The 14175-nt window shown below is 69.0% G+C and carries 16 protein-coding genes; 13 read left to right on the top strand and 3 right to left on the bottom strand.

The window, feature by feature from the left end; genetic code table 11:
- Positions 1–218: 218 nt before the first annotated feature.
- From glpA to ACNS84_RS02165, 13 genes are all read left to right on the top strand, one after another.
- Complete coding sequence (glpA, locus tag ACNS84_RS02105) at positions 219–2054, top strand: anaerobic glycerol-3-phosphate dehydrogenase subunit GlpA (protein WP_435073192.1); 1836 nt, start codon at positions 219–221, stop codon at positions 2052–2054.
- The gene (glpB, locus tag ACNS84_RS02110; protein WP_435073193.1) at positions 2054–3433 is read left to right on the top strand and encodes a glycerol-3-phosphate dehydrogenase subunit GlpB; all 1380 of its coding nucleotides are present in this window, start codon (positions 2054–2056) and stop codon (positions 3431–3433) included. The genes glpA and glpB overlap by 1 nt, the downstream gene beginning before the upstream one ends.
- Positions 3430–4938 carry an anaerobic glycerol-3-phosphate dehydrogenase subunit C gene (locus ACNS84_RS02115; protein ID WP_435073194.1) on the top strand — a complete coding sequence of 503 codons (1509 nt, stop codon included), beginning with the start codon at positions 3430–3432 and terminating at the stop codon, positions 4936–4938. The genes glpB and ACNS84_RS02115 overlap by 4 nt, the downstream gene beginning before the upstream one ends.
- Before the next feature lie 182 nt (positions 4939–5120).
- Complete coding sequence (locus ACNS84_RS02120) at positions 5121–6566, top strand: CRTAC1 family protein (protein ID WP_435073195.1); 1446 nt, start codon at positions 5121–5123, stop codon at positions 6564–6566.
- A gap of 116 nt (positions 6567–6682) precedes the next feature.
- Complete coding sequence (locus ACNS84_RS02125; RefSeq protein WP_435073196.1) at positions 6683–6871, top strand: DUF7576 family protein; 189 nt, start codon at positions 6683–6685, stop codon at positions 6869–6871.
- Positions 6872–6945: 74 nt separating this feature from the next.
- Positions 6946–7671, top strand: coding sequence for a ribosome assembly factor SBDS (locus tag ACNS84_RS02130; RefSeq protein ID WP_435073197.1), 726 nt, complete (start codon positions 6946–6948; stop codon positions 7669–7671).
- A 96-nt stretch (positions 7672–7767) separates the two neighbouring features.
- A complete protein-coding gene (locus ACNS84_RS02135) occupies positions 7768–8256 on the top strand; it encodes a YbaK/EbsC family protein (RefSeq protein WP_435073198.1) in 489 nt (162 codons plus the stop codon).
- Positions 8257–8400: 144 nt separating this feature from the next.
- Positions 8401–9429 (top strand): metal ABC transporter substrate-binding protein, encoded by a 1029-nt coding sequence (locus ACNS84_RS02140; protein WP_435073199.1) that lies wholly within the window; start codon positions 8401–8403, stop codon positions 9427–9429.
- Between the two features lie 82 nt (positions 9430–9511).
- Positions 9512–10252, top strand: a complete 741-nt coding sequence (locus ACNS84_RS02145) for a metal ABC transporter ATP-binding protein (RefSeq protein ID WP_435073200.1) — start codon at positions 9512–9514, stop codon at positions 10250–10252.
- Positions 10252–11322 (top strand): metal ABC transporter permease, encoded by a 1071-nt coding sequence (locus ACNS84_RS02150; protein WP_435073201.1) that lies wholly within the window; start codon positions 10252–10254, stop codon positions 11320–11322. The genes ACNS84_RS02145 and ACNS84_RS02150 overlap by 1 nt, the downstream gene beginning before the upstream one ends.
- A 97-nt stretch (positions 11323–11419) precedes the next feature.
- Complete coding sequence (locus tag ACNS84_RS02155; RefSeq protein ID WP_435073202.1) at positions 11420–11704, top strand: DUF7545 family protein; 285 nt, start codon at positions 11420–11422, stop codon at positions 11702–11704.
- Positions 11705–11777: 73 nt separating this feature from the next.
- Positions 11778–12212, top strand: a complete 435-nt coding sequence (locus ACNS84_RS02160) for a thioredoxin domain-containing protein (protein WP_435073203.1) — start codon at positions 11778–11780, stop codon at positions 12210–12212.
- On the top strand, positions 12209–12385 hold the full coding sequence (locus ACNS84_RS02165; RefSeq protein WP_435073204.1) for a DUF123 domain-containing protein: 177 nt from the start codon (positions 12209–12211) through the stop codon (positions 12383–12385). The genes ACNS84_RS02160 and ACNS84_RS02165 overlap by 4 nt, the downstream gene beginning before the upstream one ends.
- 18 nt (positions 12386–12403) lie before the next feature.
- Here the strand turns inward: ACNS84_RS02165 and ACNS84_RS02170 are convergent, their stop codons facing one another.
- The 3 genes from ACNS84_RS02170 to ACNS84_RS02180 form a co-directional block, all read right to left on the bottom strand.
- On the bottom strand, positions 12404–12886 hold the full coding sequence (locus ACNS84_RS02170) for an acyl-CoA thioesterase (protein WP_435073205.1): 483 nt from the start codon (positions 12884–12886) through the stop codon (positions 12404–12406).
- A gap of 63 nt (positions 12887–12949) precedes the next feature.
- Entirely contained in the window at positions 12950–13402 is a 453-nt protein-coding gene (locus tag ACNS84_RS02175; RefSeq protein ID WP_435073206.1) for a bifunctional nuclease family protein, read from the bottom strand.
- A gap of 90 nt (positions 13403–13492) precedes the next feature.
- Positions 13493–14173, bottom strand: coding sequence for an ArsR/SmtB family transcription factor (locus tag ACNS84_RS02180; protein ID WP_435073207.1), 681 nt, complete (start codon positions 14171–14173; stop codon positions 13493–13495).
- Positions 14174–14175: the final 2 nt, after the last annotated feature.

Consider the following 14175-nt stretch of genomic DNA (forward strand, 5'->3'; position numbering starts at 1 on the left):
CCGCGGTATATCTTCACGGAGGCTACCACGCCGTTCGTGAACATAATGTACTACCATAATAATCTAACTGTTAAAATCCAGTTCTGAGCACGATTGAAAAAGGAAGTATATAAAGAAACTGCTCTCAACAAGGCTTGTCCTACTTGAATGTCTCTGATAGTTATTCCGACCCACGTGCAGGAGGTAAAGTAAAGTGCACAGGGTCCGAGCGCACGAATATGGATCAACAGGTGGACGTCGTGGTCGTCGGCGGCGGCTCGACCGGCTGCGGCGTCGTCAGGGACCTCGCCCGAAGGGGGCTCGACGTCGTGCTCGTCGAGAAGGGGAACCTGACGCACGGCACGACCGGGCGGATGCACGGGCTCCTTCACAGCGGGGGCCGGTACGCGGTCTCCGACCAGAAGAGCGCGAAGGAGTGTATCGAGGAGAACCGGGTCCTCCGCGACATCGCGTCGCACTGCGTCGAAGAGACGGGTGGAATGTTCGTCAAGCGCCCCGAGGACTCCGAGGAGTACTTCCAGAAGAAGTTAGAGGGGTGTCGCGCGTGCGACATCCCGGTCGAGGTGCTCGACGGCGAGGAGGCGCGCCGCCGCGAGCCGTACCTCGCGCGCGACGTCGAGAAGGCTATCGCGCTCCCCGACGCCGCGATCGACCCCTTCCGACTCTGCGTCGCCAACGCGGCCGACGCCCGTGAGCACGGCGCGCGGATCGAGACACACGCCCCGGTGACGGACGTGCTCCTCGAGGACGGCGAGATCGTCGGCGTCGAGATCGAACACGAGACCGGTCCCGGAAAGCGCGTCCACCGCAAGCCCGGCACGACCGAGGAGATCCGCGCGCGACACGTCGTGAACGCGACCGGCGCGTGGGCCGGTAACGTCGGCGAGATGGCCGGCGTCGACGTCGAGGTCCGCCCCTCAAAGGGCGTGATGACGGTGATGAACACCCGGCAGGTCGACACCGTGATCAACCGCTGCCGACCGAAGGGCGACGCCGACATCGTCGTCCCGCACGAGACGGCCTGTATCCTCGGGACGACCGACGAGGAGGTCGACGACCCCGAGGACTACCCCGAGGAGGAGTGGGAGGTCGACCTCATGATCGAGACGCTCTCCGAACTCGTGCCCGCGCTGAAGGACGCCCGGACGCTGCGGTCGTTCTGGGGCGTTCGCCCGCTGTACGAGCCGCCGGGGACCGGAACCGAGGACCCGACCGACATCACGCGTGACTACTTCCTGCTCGACCACGACGAGCGCGACGACCTCCCCGGAATGACGACCATCGTCGGCGGGAAGCTCACCACCTACCGCATGATGGCCGAGTCCATCTCCGATCACGTCTGCGACCTGATCGGCCACGAGGCGACCTGCGACACCGCCGACGTGCCGCTCCCCGGCTCGGAGAGCGACGCGCGCATGGAGGAGCTAATGGACGAGTTCGGCATTCGCTCCCCGGTGGCCCGTCGTTCGGGCCAGCGACTCGGGTCGCGGGCAGAAGATGTGCTCGGCGAGTGCGACCCGAATCCGGTCGTCTGCGAGTGCGAGGGCGTCACGCGCGCCGAAGTACAGGACGCGATCGGTGAGGCTGGTAGCGACCTCAACGCGGTCCGTCTCCGCACCCGCGCCTCGATGGGGAACTGCCAGGGCGGTTTCTGCACCCATCGGATCGCCTCGGAACTGGCACAGGAGTACCCGGAGCCCGTCGTCCGCGACGCCGAGGACGAGCTGTATCAGGAGCGCTGGAAGGGCCAGCGCCACGCGCTCTGGGGTCGCCAGCTCTCGCAGGCGATGCTGAACCACCTGCTGCACGCGACGACGATGAACCGCGACGGCGACCCGGCGAACCTCGACGGCGAGGTCGACTTCGGCGCGTTCGACGCCGGCCCCGCGGGCGGCCCGGCCGGCGCGGACGACGGCGGCGAGTCCGGGACCGCAGCGGCCGATGGGGGCCGCGCAACTGACGACGCGGCGACCGACGGGGGCCGCGCAACTGACGACGCGGCGACCGACGGGGGCCGCGCAACTGACGACGCGGCGACCGACGGGGGTCGCTGATGGCGATCAACAGCGACGTCCTCGTCGTCGGCGGCGGGTTGGCAGCCATCACGGCCGCGGTCTCGGCGGCCCGCGAGGGCGCCGACGTGCGCCTCGTCTCACACAAGGCGAGCACGCTCCGTCAGGCGTCGGGGCTGATCGACGCGCTCGGCTACGTGCCGGCGACCGAGCCAGCACAGCCGCTCCGCGAGGGGCCGCCGACCGCGGGCCGCGAACTCGACCGCGACGAGTGGCCAGATCCGGAGGGACCGCTCGCGGACCCCTTCGAGGGAATCGACCGGCTCCCCGAGACGCACCCCTACCGGATCGTCGGCGCCGACGCGCTCCGAGAGGGGTTAGCGCTGTTCGACGAACTGGCCGGCGACGCGTATCGCGGGAGCCACACCGATCGCAACGCCCTCTTGCCGACGTTCGGCGGGAGTGTCAAGCCGACCGCGCGGTACCCCGCCGCCGCGGAGGCGGGGCTCGCGAGCGACGAGCGACCCGCGCTCATCGTCGGATTCCGGTCGCTGACGGAGTACGACGCTCGGGCGTTCGCCGGGCGGCTGGAGGCCGCGGGTGTCCCGTTCGACGTCGCCGGCGCGGAGGTGGAGTTCGCGGAGGCGTTCCGGGCCGACACGAAGGTCACGCGGCTCGCGAAGGCGCTCGATTACGACGAGGACATCGACGGCGTCCCCGCCCGCGAGGCGCTGGCGAAGGCCGTTGGCCCGCACCTCCACGACGTGGTAGACGAGACGGGCGGCGTCGACCGCGTCGAGCGCGTCGGCTTCCCGGCGTTCCTCGGCGACGACAGAGGTGACGAGGTCCGCGCGGATCTCTCTGACCGGCTCGGCGCCGACGTGTTCGAGATTCCGATGGGGCCGCCGAGCCTCCCCGGGCTCAGGCTTGAGGACCGGCTCTACGACGCGCTCGACGCCGAGGGCGTCAGGTTCGAGACCGGCAACCCCGTCGTCGGTATCGAGACCGAGGCGGACGGGCGCGTCGAGACGGTCGCCGTCGACCGAAAAGGGCGCGAGACGCCGTACGGCGCCGACGCCTTCGTGCTCGCGACCGGCGGGCTCGTCGGCAAGGGACTCGACTCGGACCGTGACGCCGTCCGCGAGCCAACCTTCGGCTTGCACGTCGAACAGCCCGCGGACCGCTACGAGTGGTTCGTCGACGACGCGTTCGGCGATCAGCCGTACGCGCGGTTCGGCGTGCGGCCCGACGAACGCGGGCGCCCGCTCGACGCCGACGGCGAGGTACAGTACGCGAACGTCTTCGCGGCCGGCGGAGTCGTCGGCGGCGCCGACGTGGCGCGGGAGAAGTCCGCGAGCGGAGTGTCGCTCGCGACCGGCATCGTGGCCGGGCGGCAGGCGGCGACGGAGGCGACCCAATGACACGACACACAGACGACGAGACGGACGGATCAGGGGGAGAGCGCGACGACGGGAGCGAGCCGCGGGCCAGCCCCGGCGTCCCGGCGGCCGGCCGAGACGAGCAGCCGTCCATATTCGTCCCCGACGATGGGGACGTGACGGACGGGAGCGAGGCCGCCGCTGGTGGACGCGCAGCGAACGACGCGGCCACCGACGGTGGGGTCGAGAGCGCGACGGGCGGCTCCGACTCAACCGAGCTCGATCCAGACGCGTACGACCCGGTCGACGTGTTCCCCGGCGGCGACCTCGACCTCCGAGAGGGGGCCGACTCCTGTTATAAATGCACCAGCTGTGACACCTCCTGTCCGGTCGCCGAGGTCGACGAGGAGTTCCCGGGACCGAAGTTCCAGGGCCCGGAGCAGTGGCGGCTCAAGCGCAAGGACGACCACGACATCGACGAGTCCATCTCGTCCTGTTCGAACTGTATGCGCTGTGACGACGCCTGCCCCTCCTCGGTGCCGCTCTCGCAGATGCACAACGAGGCGCGCGGCCAGTTCGTCGAAGAGCAGATGGAGAAACTGTCGGTGGAATACGTCCGCAACCGGATCCTCGCGAACTATCACACCTCGGCGCGGCTGGCGAGCGTCTTCCCGCGTACCGCCTCGTTCGCGATGAACTTCGGGCCGGTCCGGTGGGCGATGGAGAAGACGATGGGCATCCCGAAGGAGCGCGATTTCCCCGAGTTCGCCACGGAGACGTTCCGCGAGTGGTGGAAGGCCCGCGGCGGCGCGCAGGTCGAGGACCCGGACAAGCGGGTCGCGTACTTCCACGGCTGCTACTCCAACTACAACACGCCCGAGGTCGGCAAGGCGATGGTCCGCGTGTACGAGCACTTCGGCTACGAGGTGATGGTGCCGCCCCAGAAGTGCTCCGGCACGCCGATGTTCGCGAACGGGATGCTGAAGGACGCGCGCCGGCACGCGGAGACGAACGTCGAGAGCCTCATCGAGGCTATCGGCGAGGGCGCGGACGTGATCGCCTCGTGTACCTCCTGCTCGATGTCCCTTCGGCAGGAGTACCCCGAGCTGTTCGACATCCACGGGATCGAGGACGTCTCGAAGCACACCTACGAGGCGCTGGAGTACCTCCGAATCAACGAGGACTTGGAGAACGAACTCGCGGGGACGAAACTCGCCGACGAGCAGTCGTTCGCGTACCACGCGCCGTGTCACGCCCGCAACCAGGGGCTCTCCCGGCAGGCCGTCGAGACATTCCGCGACGTCGACGGCGTGACGATGGAGGACGTCGGCGACTCTTGTTCTGGCATCTCGGGAACGTACGGCTGGAAGAGCGAGAAGTACGAGACGTCGATGAAGATCGGCGAGGAGATGTTCGAGCACATGGAGGACGCCGAGGGCGACGTGGGGATGACGGAGTGTCCGACCTGTGCGATGCAGATGGAACACGGCACCGGCTACGAGATCAAACACCCGCTCCAACTGCTCGAAGAGACGGTCGCGGCCTGAGCGGGCTGGGGTCGGACCGCCCCGACGGGGCGGGGCCGGACCGCGGTCGCGGTATCGGGCGGAATCCGTTGCGATGCGGTAACCGAAACCCGTCGCGGTCGGCCGCCGGCGAAATCGTATTTATTTCTCTCGGGGTGAATCCAACCCGTGAGTTCATATTTCCCGAGCGGTGACGGAATACCATGTTCACGGAGCGGTCCGACCTCGTGGGTGACGACGATCCGATCCGCGGGTACGGCGTCGCGGTGACGCCGGGACGGAACGGGCCGCTCGTCTTTGTCGCCGGATACGGCGAGCCGAACCGACTGTACGCCCGCGACGGAGACCGCTTCGTCGACACGGCGTGCGGCATCGTCGCGGACGGCACCCGCCACGGGATGGGCGTCTGCGCGGCCGACCTCGACGCCGACGGCTGCGAGGAGGTGTACGTCCACAACTGTACGATGGGCGTCGACGGCGGCGGCGACCCGGACCTGCTCTTGAGTCGCCTCGAGTCCGACGGCTACCGCTGGACCGACGTGTTCGCGCTCGACGTGAACGCGGACCGACTCGACGTGCGGGCCGGTCGGTCCGTCGCCGCGCTCGACCGGCTCGGAACCGGCCGGTACGGGGTCGCCGTCTCCGGATACGCCGCGCCGCTCGCGTTTTACGAGCTCGGCGACGACGGCGAGATAACCGACATGGCCGACGCTGTCGGTCTGGAGGTCGACGGCGGCTGTCGGTCTCTGCTCGCGGTCCCTCACTGTACCGGCGCGGGCGACCTCTTCGCGGGCGTCGAACGCGGGCCGAACCGCCTATTCCGAAACGAGAACGGCCACTACGACCTGACGCGCGGCGGGGCGCTGGCTGACCCCACTGGCGACACCCGCGGCGCCGCGCTCGTCGACGAGGGCGGGACGTTCGCGTTCGCGGTCGGCAACGAGAACGGTCCGAATCGACTCCTCCGATACACCGCGGCCGGCGGGTTCGAGGACGTCGCGCCGGCGGCGCTCCGGGAACCCGGCCGGGTCCGGACCGTCGTCGCGGCCGACTTCGACAACGACGGCCGCGAGGAGCTGTTCTACAACGTCTCCGGCGAGCCGAATCGACTCTACGAGCGGGTCGGCGGGAACGGGGCGGACGCGGGCGCCGATGCCTCCCGCTGGCAACCCGTCGACCTCGGTTCCGCCGCCGAGCCTGACGGCTTCGGGACGGGTGCGGTGGCGGCCGACCTCGACGACGACGGCGTCTTGGAACTCTTCGTCGTCCACGGAGAGGTCGCTGCACAGCCAATCTCGGCCTACGAGGTGGCCGGCGCCGCCGACGCCGGGTGGCTTCGCGTTCGGCCGACGACGCGACACGGAGCGCCGGCCCGCGGCGCCGTGGTGCGTTTGGAGACGACGGCCGGCAGCCAGCGCCGCATCATTGACGCCGGTGGCGGCTGCCTCTGCCAGACCGAACCGGTCGCGCACTTCGGCCTCGGCGGCGCGACGCCGCAGCGGGTCGTCGTCCGGTGGCCGGACGGGCGCGAACGAACCCTGTCCGACCCCGTGCCCGACACGGAGGTCACGGTCGACCACCCGTCGAGACTAGAGTCGTCGCCGGACGCGACAGTTCGTTCCCCGAGCGAGCCCCCGCGCAGTCGGTAGCGGGCTCACGATTGGCCGCTGCGGCCGCTCGGTCGGTCATGTCCGTCTGGCACCAGTGGCCCGGCCAGAACTGCCGCCCTTCGCGGGTTCAAGTGTCCGGGGGTGTACGGACGGGTATGGTAGATGCGACTTCCGACCTCGAAGAGGACATCGACGAGGAGTCCGCGCCGCGCTGCGCGACGTGCGGGGGACCGGCGCTGGGCGTCGGCCGACGGACCGTCACGTGGGTCGACGGAGCCGACGTCGTGCACCGACGCTTCTGTTCGCAGGCCTGTCGCGACGACTGGGACGACGAGCGACCCTGAGCGGCCGGTCGAGGCGCGCGGGCGTCGGACGGGGCGCGGGAGGCTTTTTCAGTACGGGGGTGGTATCGTTCGGTATGATATCGCTCGACGAAGCCGTGACGGCCAGACTGGAGTCGCACGGCGAACGATTCGAAGTGCTGATCGACCCGGACGCGGCGCTGGAGATGAAACGTGGTGAGTTCGACGGCGACTTGGAGGACGTGATCGCCGCGGAGGACGTGTTCGAGAACGCCTCGCGCGGGGACCGCCCGGCGGAGGAAGACCTCGAAACGGTGTTCGGGACGACGGACCCGCTGGAGATCATCCCGGAGATTGTCGAGCGCGGAGAGATCCAGATCACCGCCGAGCAGCGCGAAGAGATGCTGGAGCAGAAGCACAAACAGCTCGTCACCACCATCACCCGCAACGCGGTGAACCCGCAGATGGACGACTCTCCGCATCCGCCGGAACGCATCGAGCGGGCGTTAGAGGAGGCCGGGTTCCAAGTCGACCCGATGGAGCCGGTCGAAAACCAGGTCGACGACGCACTCGAGGCGCTCCGCCCCGTCATTCCGATTCGGTTTGAAGAGGTGACGATGGCGGTCCAACTCCCCGCCGACTACGCGGGCTCCGGGCAGGCGCAGATCCGCGAGTTCGGTGACTTAGAGCGCGAGGAGTGGCAGAACGACGGCTCGTGGGTCGGCGTCCTCACTTTCCCCGCCGGGTTGCAGAACGATCTGTACGACCTCGTCAACGAGGTCACGTCCGGCGAGGGAGACGCCCGCGTGATCAAGGACAAAGACGAGCTGCGGACACGGTAAATCGCCGCCTCCGTCCCGCGGTCGACTGGCGCCGGCCGACCGTCACACGTGCCGCGGCCGGGAGATTCATGCCCCGGCACCGACTTCTTTCTTCGCATGCACGAGCGCGCGGCCGAGTTCGCGGCACGAGCACGGGACAGGTACGGCGTCGACCTCGACGTGGTGGAGTTCGACGCCGGCACGGAGACGGCGGCCGCGGCGGCAGATGCCGTCGGCTGTGACACCGCGGCGATCGCCTCGACTATCGTGGTGTCGCTCTCCGGCGGCGATATTGACGAAGACCGTCTCATCGCGGCGATCACGAGCGGCGCGAACCGGCTCGACCTGGACGCGGTCGCGGCCCACTTCGGCGCGGACGACGCCGCCATGGCGGATCCGGCGCGGATCCGCGACGTGGTCGGCTGGAGCATCGGCGGCGTCCCGCCGCTGTGTCACGACGCCACGCTCCCCACCATCTTCGACCCGACGCTTGCCGAGTTCGACACGGTGTATGGGGCCGCTGGAACGCCAAGCGCGCTGTTCGCGATCGATCCCGAGCGACTCGCGGCGCTCGCGGACGCGACCACGGTTGATCTCACCGAGTGAACGCGGACGCCGGCCGAGCATTCTGAACGGCGGGTGGCGTCTCCGGGCCGAGTTGTTAATCGACCCCCGCTCTCGTCCGCCGAATTATTAAACCGGAGTTATGAAGTAATAATGTTTTTCTATTAACAGCCGCTACGAGCCGGTATGAGTCACTCACGTCGCACGCTGTTGCGGGGCGGGGCGGGGCTGCTCGCCGCCGGCGCGGCGACCTCGCTCGCTGGCTGTTCCGGTGCCGCAAACGGTGATGCGGACGGGTTCGACGGCGGGTACGCCGCCTTCTTCACGCTCAGTGACTGGGCCAACGAAGTCGCGGGCGACCGCGCGACCTTCGAGAACCCGGTCGAAGTCGGTCGGCTCGGCCACGGGTGGACGCCCGACGGGACCCTCGCCGCGGACGTCGCCGCGACCGACGCGTTCGTCTACCTCGACTCCCCGGAGTTCGCGTGGGCGCAGGACCTCGCCGCGACGCTCGAGGCCGACTACGACTCCGTTGCGGTCGTCGACGCGCTCGCCGACGTCGAGGACGACCTCCTCGCCTGGGACCACGTTCACGGGGAGGCGGGCGACGAAGACGACCACGACGAACAGCCGGACGGCGACGAGCACGACGAACAGGCGGACGGTGACGAGAACCGTCAGCACGACCCTCACGTTTGGGTCGACCCGGTGTTCGCGGCGACGATGGTCGAAACCATCGCGACGGGGCTGGGCGAGGCCGACCCCGACAACGCAGCGGCGTACGCCGACAACGCGGCCGCGTACGCCGAGGAACTCGATGCGGTCGACGCCGGCTTCGAGTCCATCGCGACGGACGCCGCCCGCGACGTGGCCGTCATCGCGGGCCACAACTCATTCCAGTACTTGGAGGCGCGGTACGGGTTCCGGCTCCACTCACCGATCGGGGTCTCGCCGCAGAACGAGCCGAGTCAGAGCCAGATAGCCGACACCATCGAACTGGTCGACGAGGCGGGGATCGACACGATTCTCTACGACCGGTTCGAGTCGACGACGCTCGCCGAGACAATCGTCGAGAACAGCGGCGCCACGGAGACGATGGCCGTCACCCCCGCCGGCGGGACGACCAAGGAGTGGAACGAGGCGGGCTACGGCTATCTCGAACAGATGACGGAGGTCAACCTCCCGGCGTTCGAGCGCGCCTTCGGGGTCCAGTGACCCGGAAGCCGACGGTCCGGCGGTGCGGCGGCGACGGACTACAAGAGCTAAGGATCCGGGCGACCGATATAGGTGACACGCAGTGACCGACATCGTCGACCTCGACGGCGTGACGTTTGCCTACGGCGACACCGTCGCCGTGAGCGACGTCTCTCTGACGGTGGAGGAGGGAGACTTCCTCGGACTCGTCGGTCCGAACGGCTCCGGGAAGACCACCCTGCTCCACCTCATGCTCGGCCTCCACGAGCCCGACACGGGCAGTATCGAACTGTTCGGTCGTCCGATCGACGAGTTCGACGACGGCGGCCGGATCGGCTACGTCTCGCAGAAGGCGACGAGCCGCGGCGGAGCGATGCCCGTAACGGTCCGCGAGTGCGTCACCATGGGTCGGTTCGCGCACGCCGGCCGGGGACGGCTCTCCGACGACGACCGCGCCGCCGTCGCCGACGCCATCGAGACGGTCGGGATCACCGACCTCGCGGACCGGCTCGTCACCGAACTGTCCGGCGGGCAGAAGCAGCGGGCGTACATCGCGCGCGCCCTCGCCAGCGACGCCGACCTGCTCGCGCTCGACGAGCCGACCGTCGGCGTCGACGCCGAGTCGCGCGACGCCTTCTACGCTCTCCTCGACGAACTGAACGACGACGGAATCACCATCATCCTCATCGAGCACGACATCGGCGTCGTCACGGACCGCGCGAACCGCATCGCCTGTATCAACACCGAGCTCTACCACCACGGCGACACCGAGTCGTTCGTCGAGAGCGACGCCCTCGCCGAGGCGTACGGCGCGACCGGTCAGGTCGTGCACCACCACCACTGATGAGCGGAGCCTCGGCCCCGGACGGCGAGGAGAGCGTGAGCCCGGCCGCGACTCCCGACCGTGGGCTTCGTCGGACGGCCGAACTCGTCGGAATCGGCATCACCGGTGCCGTCGCCGTCGGGATGCTCGGCTTCCTCCTCCTCTATTGGGCGCAGGATCTCCCGGTCGCGAGCGGTCTGTACGCCGGGTTCCGCGCGCTCGGTCGCGGGATGGACGCCTCGTTCGGGACGAACGTGTTCCGGCACCCGATCATGTGGCAGTCGATGTCGGTCGGCGTCCTCGTCGGCGTCGTCGCGCCGCTCGTCGGGTCGTTCCTCGTTCACCGCGAGATGGCGCTGATCGGTGAGACGCTGGCGCACACGGCGTTCGCCGGCGTCGCCATCGGTATCCTCGTCAACGCCTCGACCGGCTGGGACGGCTCGCTGCTGCTCGTCGCGCTCGTGGTCGGCATTCTGGGAGCGCTCGCGGTCCAGTGGCTCACCGAGCGCACCGACGCCTACGGTGACGTCCCCATCGCGATCATGCTCAGCGGGAGCTTCGCTGTCGGTACCCTAATAGTCAGCTACGGGCGCGGGCTGACGGCGATCAACATCGAGGGATACCTGTTCGGGAACCTCGCGGTCGTCACGGCCGAGGGCGCGCGGCTGATGGGTGCGCTTTCACTGCTCGTCGTCGCCGGCGTGGCGCTGACGTACAAGCAGCTCCTCTTCATCACCTTCGACGAGCAGGCGGCGCGGGTCGCCCAGCTGAACGTCACCGGCTACAACACGCTCCTCGTGGTGTTGACCGCGGTCGTCGTCGTCGGAGCGATGCAGGTGCTCGGCGTCATCCTCGTCGCCGCGATGCTCGTCGTTCCCGTCGCGGCGGCCTCACAGGTCGCTCGAAGCTTCCGCGAGGCGACGTACCTCTCGGTGATCTTCGGTCAGCTGTCGGTGCTCGGCGGCTTCGCCGTCTCGATCGGGCTCGGGCTCCCCTCCGGCGGGTCGATCGTCGTCACCGCGATCGCCGTCTACCTCGCGACGATCGCCCTCTCCGGCTTCTCGGTGAAGGCCGTCTCCGCGCACGGATAGTCTCAAAACGACGGGGTGCGACCCCCGAGAGAGGCGCGTGTGCGCCCTCGGCGCGCGCTTTCCACAGACCCTTATGTCCCGACCGCGAGGTGCTCGTATGGGAGAGACAGAAACCTACACGATCACCGGTCCCGACGGTGAGGAGGAGTCGTTCGAACTGCCCGCCGGTCTCGTCGACGTGCTCAGCGAGCAGGGCGAGCAGGGCACCCGCGTCGTCAGCGACGTCGTGGTGCAGGCGATGGCCCAGCAGGCGCACGTCATCGTCCACCACAGCGAGGGCGAGGTGCCGGAGGACATCGCGGAGATGAACGAGACGGCCGCGGAGCTGTTCGAGGAGCGCTTCGGCCAGTCGCTCGAGGACGCGCTCGGCCACTCGCACTGAAACGCCGCGCGACTTCCACGTCTTTTCACCCGCCTGCCGGCCGCTTAAGCCGGCGCAGGCCCTACGTCTCACCATGAGTCTCGACTCGGACGCGCCGGTGCTGATCTTCGACGGCGACTGCCCGTACTGCTCCGTCGCGGCGCTTGCGCTCCGCCGGCTGGAGGGCGTCGTCGCGGTGCCGTGGGAGGCCGATCCGGTCGGCCCGTTCCTCGACGCGCAGTTCGGCTCGCGTCCGTTTGCGATGGTGTTCGTCGACCCGGGCGAGCGCAAGGTGTACGCCGGTCGGTCGGCGGCCGAGGAGCTCGCCGACCGCGCGGGCACCCCGGGGATCGTCGGCGGGCTCGTCCGCGACAACTACGACCGGATCGCCGACGTGGTGGGGACGCTGTCGGGTCGCGGCCGCGATCCGGCCGACGTTCACGAGGTGTATCGCCTCACCGACGCCGCAAGCGACCTCGTCGACGACCTCCGGCCGGCCGCGAGCGACCCGCCAGAGGCGCTGTCGTGAGCGGGGACGGCGCCGGCGGCATCTACACACGTGTCATCGACCTCGCGACCCCCGTTGTCATCGACGTCGGCGCGCTCGGCGAACACCGCTTCGAGCGCGGCGTCTACGCGTACACCGACAGCGCGCTCGGCGTCGATGGCGATTCGCACGTCGAACTGGTCGCCGAAGAGTAGCGGTCGGCCGAGCGACGGTTACAGGTCGTAGCGCTCCACGATGTCGGTAAGCTGTTCGCGCCGCCCCTCTATCGCCTCCTCTCGTAGCGCCGTCTCCTCCGGGGTCGGACAGGTCAACTCGGGAACGCTCGCCGGCGAGCCCTCCTCGTCGAGCGCGACGAAGGTGAAGTACGAGGTCGTCGTGCGTCGCCGCTCGTCGGTTCGTGGGTTCTCCGCCCACACGTCGACTTTCACGTCGAGGCTCGTGCGCCCGACGTTGAACACGTACCCCTCGATTACGGCGACCTCGCCCATCTCGATGGGCGCGATGAAGTCGACGTGGTCCATCGAGGCGGTGACCACCTGTCGGTTCGCGAATCGCATGCCGGCGATGGCGCCGCAGATGTCCATCCAGTGGAGGACGGCGCCCCCGAGCGCCCGCCCGAGGTTGTTCGTGTCGTTCGGCAACAGCATCTCGGTCATCTCGGTGTGCGACTCCGCGACGGTCGCCGTCTCGTCCATACCACGGGTGAACGGGCGGGTGACTTGAACCTCCGGCTTCCCTGGTCGGCAAGCGGGCCGCCGTCAGGTGTCGCCGACCGACTCGTCGTCGAAGTGGACGGAGTCCGGCGACCGGCCGGCCTCGTCGATCACTTCGTCCGAGACGATGATCGGGCAGTCGATCCGGACGGCGAGCGCGAGCGCGTCGGACGGTCGCGCGTCGAAGACGAACCCCTCCGGCTCGCCGTTCTCGTACCGCTCCGCGTCGATCTTCGCGTAAAACGTCCCGTCGCGGAGGTCGTCCACGCGAACGCGGTCGATCGCCCCGCCGAACTCCGTCAGAATATCTACGAGCAGGTCGTGCGTCAGGGGGCGGTCGAACGTCTCGCCCTCCAGCGCCAGCCCGATCGACTGCGCCTGATCGGCGCTCACGAAGATCGGGACGTACTCCCCGCGGGCGGAGAGGATGACCGCCGGCACGTCGCCGCCCGGTGCAGAGCCCGTTCCGACTCCGACGACGTCGGCCTCGTGTTCCATACCAGATCGAGGCGACGGTGACATGAATAGCTGTCCCACGCGCGGGCGGCGTCGTGGGACCGTCCCGCACCATCTCGTTGCGCGCACCGCTCAGCGTCTAGCGCGCCGATACCAGTACGCCCACGCGACCGTGAACACGAGCGCCGCGCCGAGGAAGAAGACGACGCCGGGCTCGAGCAGCGAGACCGCGTACTCGGCGACCGGGTCGACGACGTACTCGACCGTGCCCTCGATCGCCGCGTCGCCGCTCTCGGTCGCGCCGCCGGCGTCTCCCCCACCGGCGACGCCGGCGTCGTCACCCCCGCTCGTCGTCGTCACTCGCGCCGTCGGCCCCGCCACGGAGAGCGCGTGCTGGGCGACGAGGGCCGCCAGCCCGATCAGCGCGTACCCGCCGAGTAGCCGCGCGAGGGCGCTCTTGATCCCGGCCGATTCCTCGCTGCCACCGGCGAACAGGACGAGCGGCTCGTCCGCCGCCGCGTACACGTCCATCTCGCGGCCCTTCTCGGAGTAGGTCGTGTCGACGACGTCGACGAGGTCCGCGCCGTCGAGCTTCGCGAGGTGGTACTGGACGTTCTGGAGTGAGGTGTCGACCTCGGCCGCGATCTCCGACTTCGTCGCCGGCTCGTCGTGGAGGCAGGTGAGAATGTTGCGGGCGGTCTCGGAACTCAGCGCAGCGATGAGGTCGTCCGCGTCCTCGTCGTCGACACCCACGATCCGCGGCTCCCGATCGTCGGGAGTCGCGTCGGGGAGGGAGGGAAACAGCCGCGACATAC

This window comes from Halorubrum wangae (assembly GCF_051194135.1).
GTDB lineage: Archaea > Halobacteriota > Halobacteria > Halobacteriales > Haloferacaceae > Halorubrum.

What these genes read in the sequence shown, in the direction of transcription:
- ACNS84_RS02155 (WP_435073202.1), top strand. Translation starts at nt 11,420, where the DNA reads ATGGGAGAGACAGAAACCTACACGATCACCGGTCCCGACGGTGAGGAG.
- ACNS84_RS02180 (WP_435073207.1), bottom strand. Translation starts at nt 14,173, where the DNA reads ATGTCGCGGCTGTTTCCCTCCCTCCCCGACGCGACTCCCGACGATCGG.
- ACNS84_RS02130 (WP_435073197.1), top strand. Translation starts at nt 6,946, where the DNA reads ATGATATCGCTCGACGAAGCCGTGACGGCCAGACTGGAGTCGCACGGC.
- ACNS84_RS02160 (WP_435073203.1), top strand. Translation starts at nt 11,778, where the DNA reads ATGAGTCTCGACTCGGACGCGCCGGTGCTGATCTTCGACGGCGACTGC.
- glpA (WP_435073192.1), top strand. Translation starts at nt 219, where the DNA reads ATGGATCAACAGGTGGACGTCGTGGTCGTCGGCGGCGGCTCGACCGGC.
- ACNS84_RS02175 (WP_435073206.1), bottom strand. Translation starts at nt 13,402, where the DNA reads ATGGAACACGAGGCCGACGTCGTCGGAGTCGGAACGGGCTCTGCACCG.
- ACNS84_RS02140 (WP_435073199.1), top strand. Translation starts at nt 8,401, where the DNA reads ATGAGTCACTCACGTCGCACGCTGTTGCGGGGCGGGGCGGGGCTGCTC.
- ACNS84_RS02170 (WP_435073205.1), bottom strand. Translation starts at nt 12,886, where the DNA reads ATGGACGAGACGGCGACCGTCGCGGAGTCGCACACCGAGATGACCGAG.
- ACNS84_RS02115 (WP_435073194.1), top strand. Translation starts at nt 3,430, where the DNA reads ATGACACGACACACAGACGACGAGACGGACGGATCAGGGGGAGAGCGC.
- glpB (WP_435073193.1), top strand. Translation starts at nt 2,054, where the DNA reads ATGGCGATCAACAGCGACGTCCTCGTCGTCGGCGGCGGGTTGGCAGCC.
- ACNS84_RS02120 (WP_435073195.1), top strand. Translation starts at nt 5,121, where the DNA reads ATGTTCACGGAGCGGTCCGACCTCGTGGGTGACGACGATCCGATCCGC.
- ACNS84_RS02125 (WP_435073196.1), top strand. Translation starts at nt 6,683, where the DNA reads ATGGTAGATGCGACTTCCGACCTCGAAGAGGACATCGACGAGGAGTCC.
- ACNS84_RS02150 (WP_435073201.1), top strand. Translation starts at nt 10,252, where the DNA reads ATGAGCGGAGCCTCGGCCCCGGACGGCGAGGAGAGCGTGAGCCCGGCC.
- ACNS84_RS02135 (WP_435073198.1), top strand. Translation starts at nt 7,768, where the DNA reads ATGCACGAGCGCGCGGCCGAGTTCGCGGCACGAGCACGGGACAGGTAC.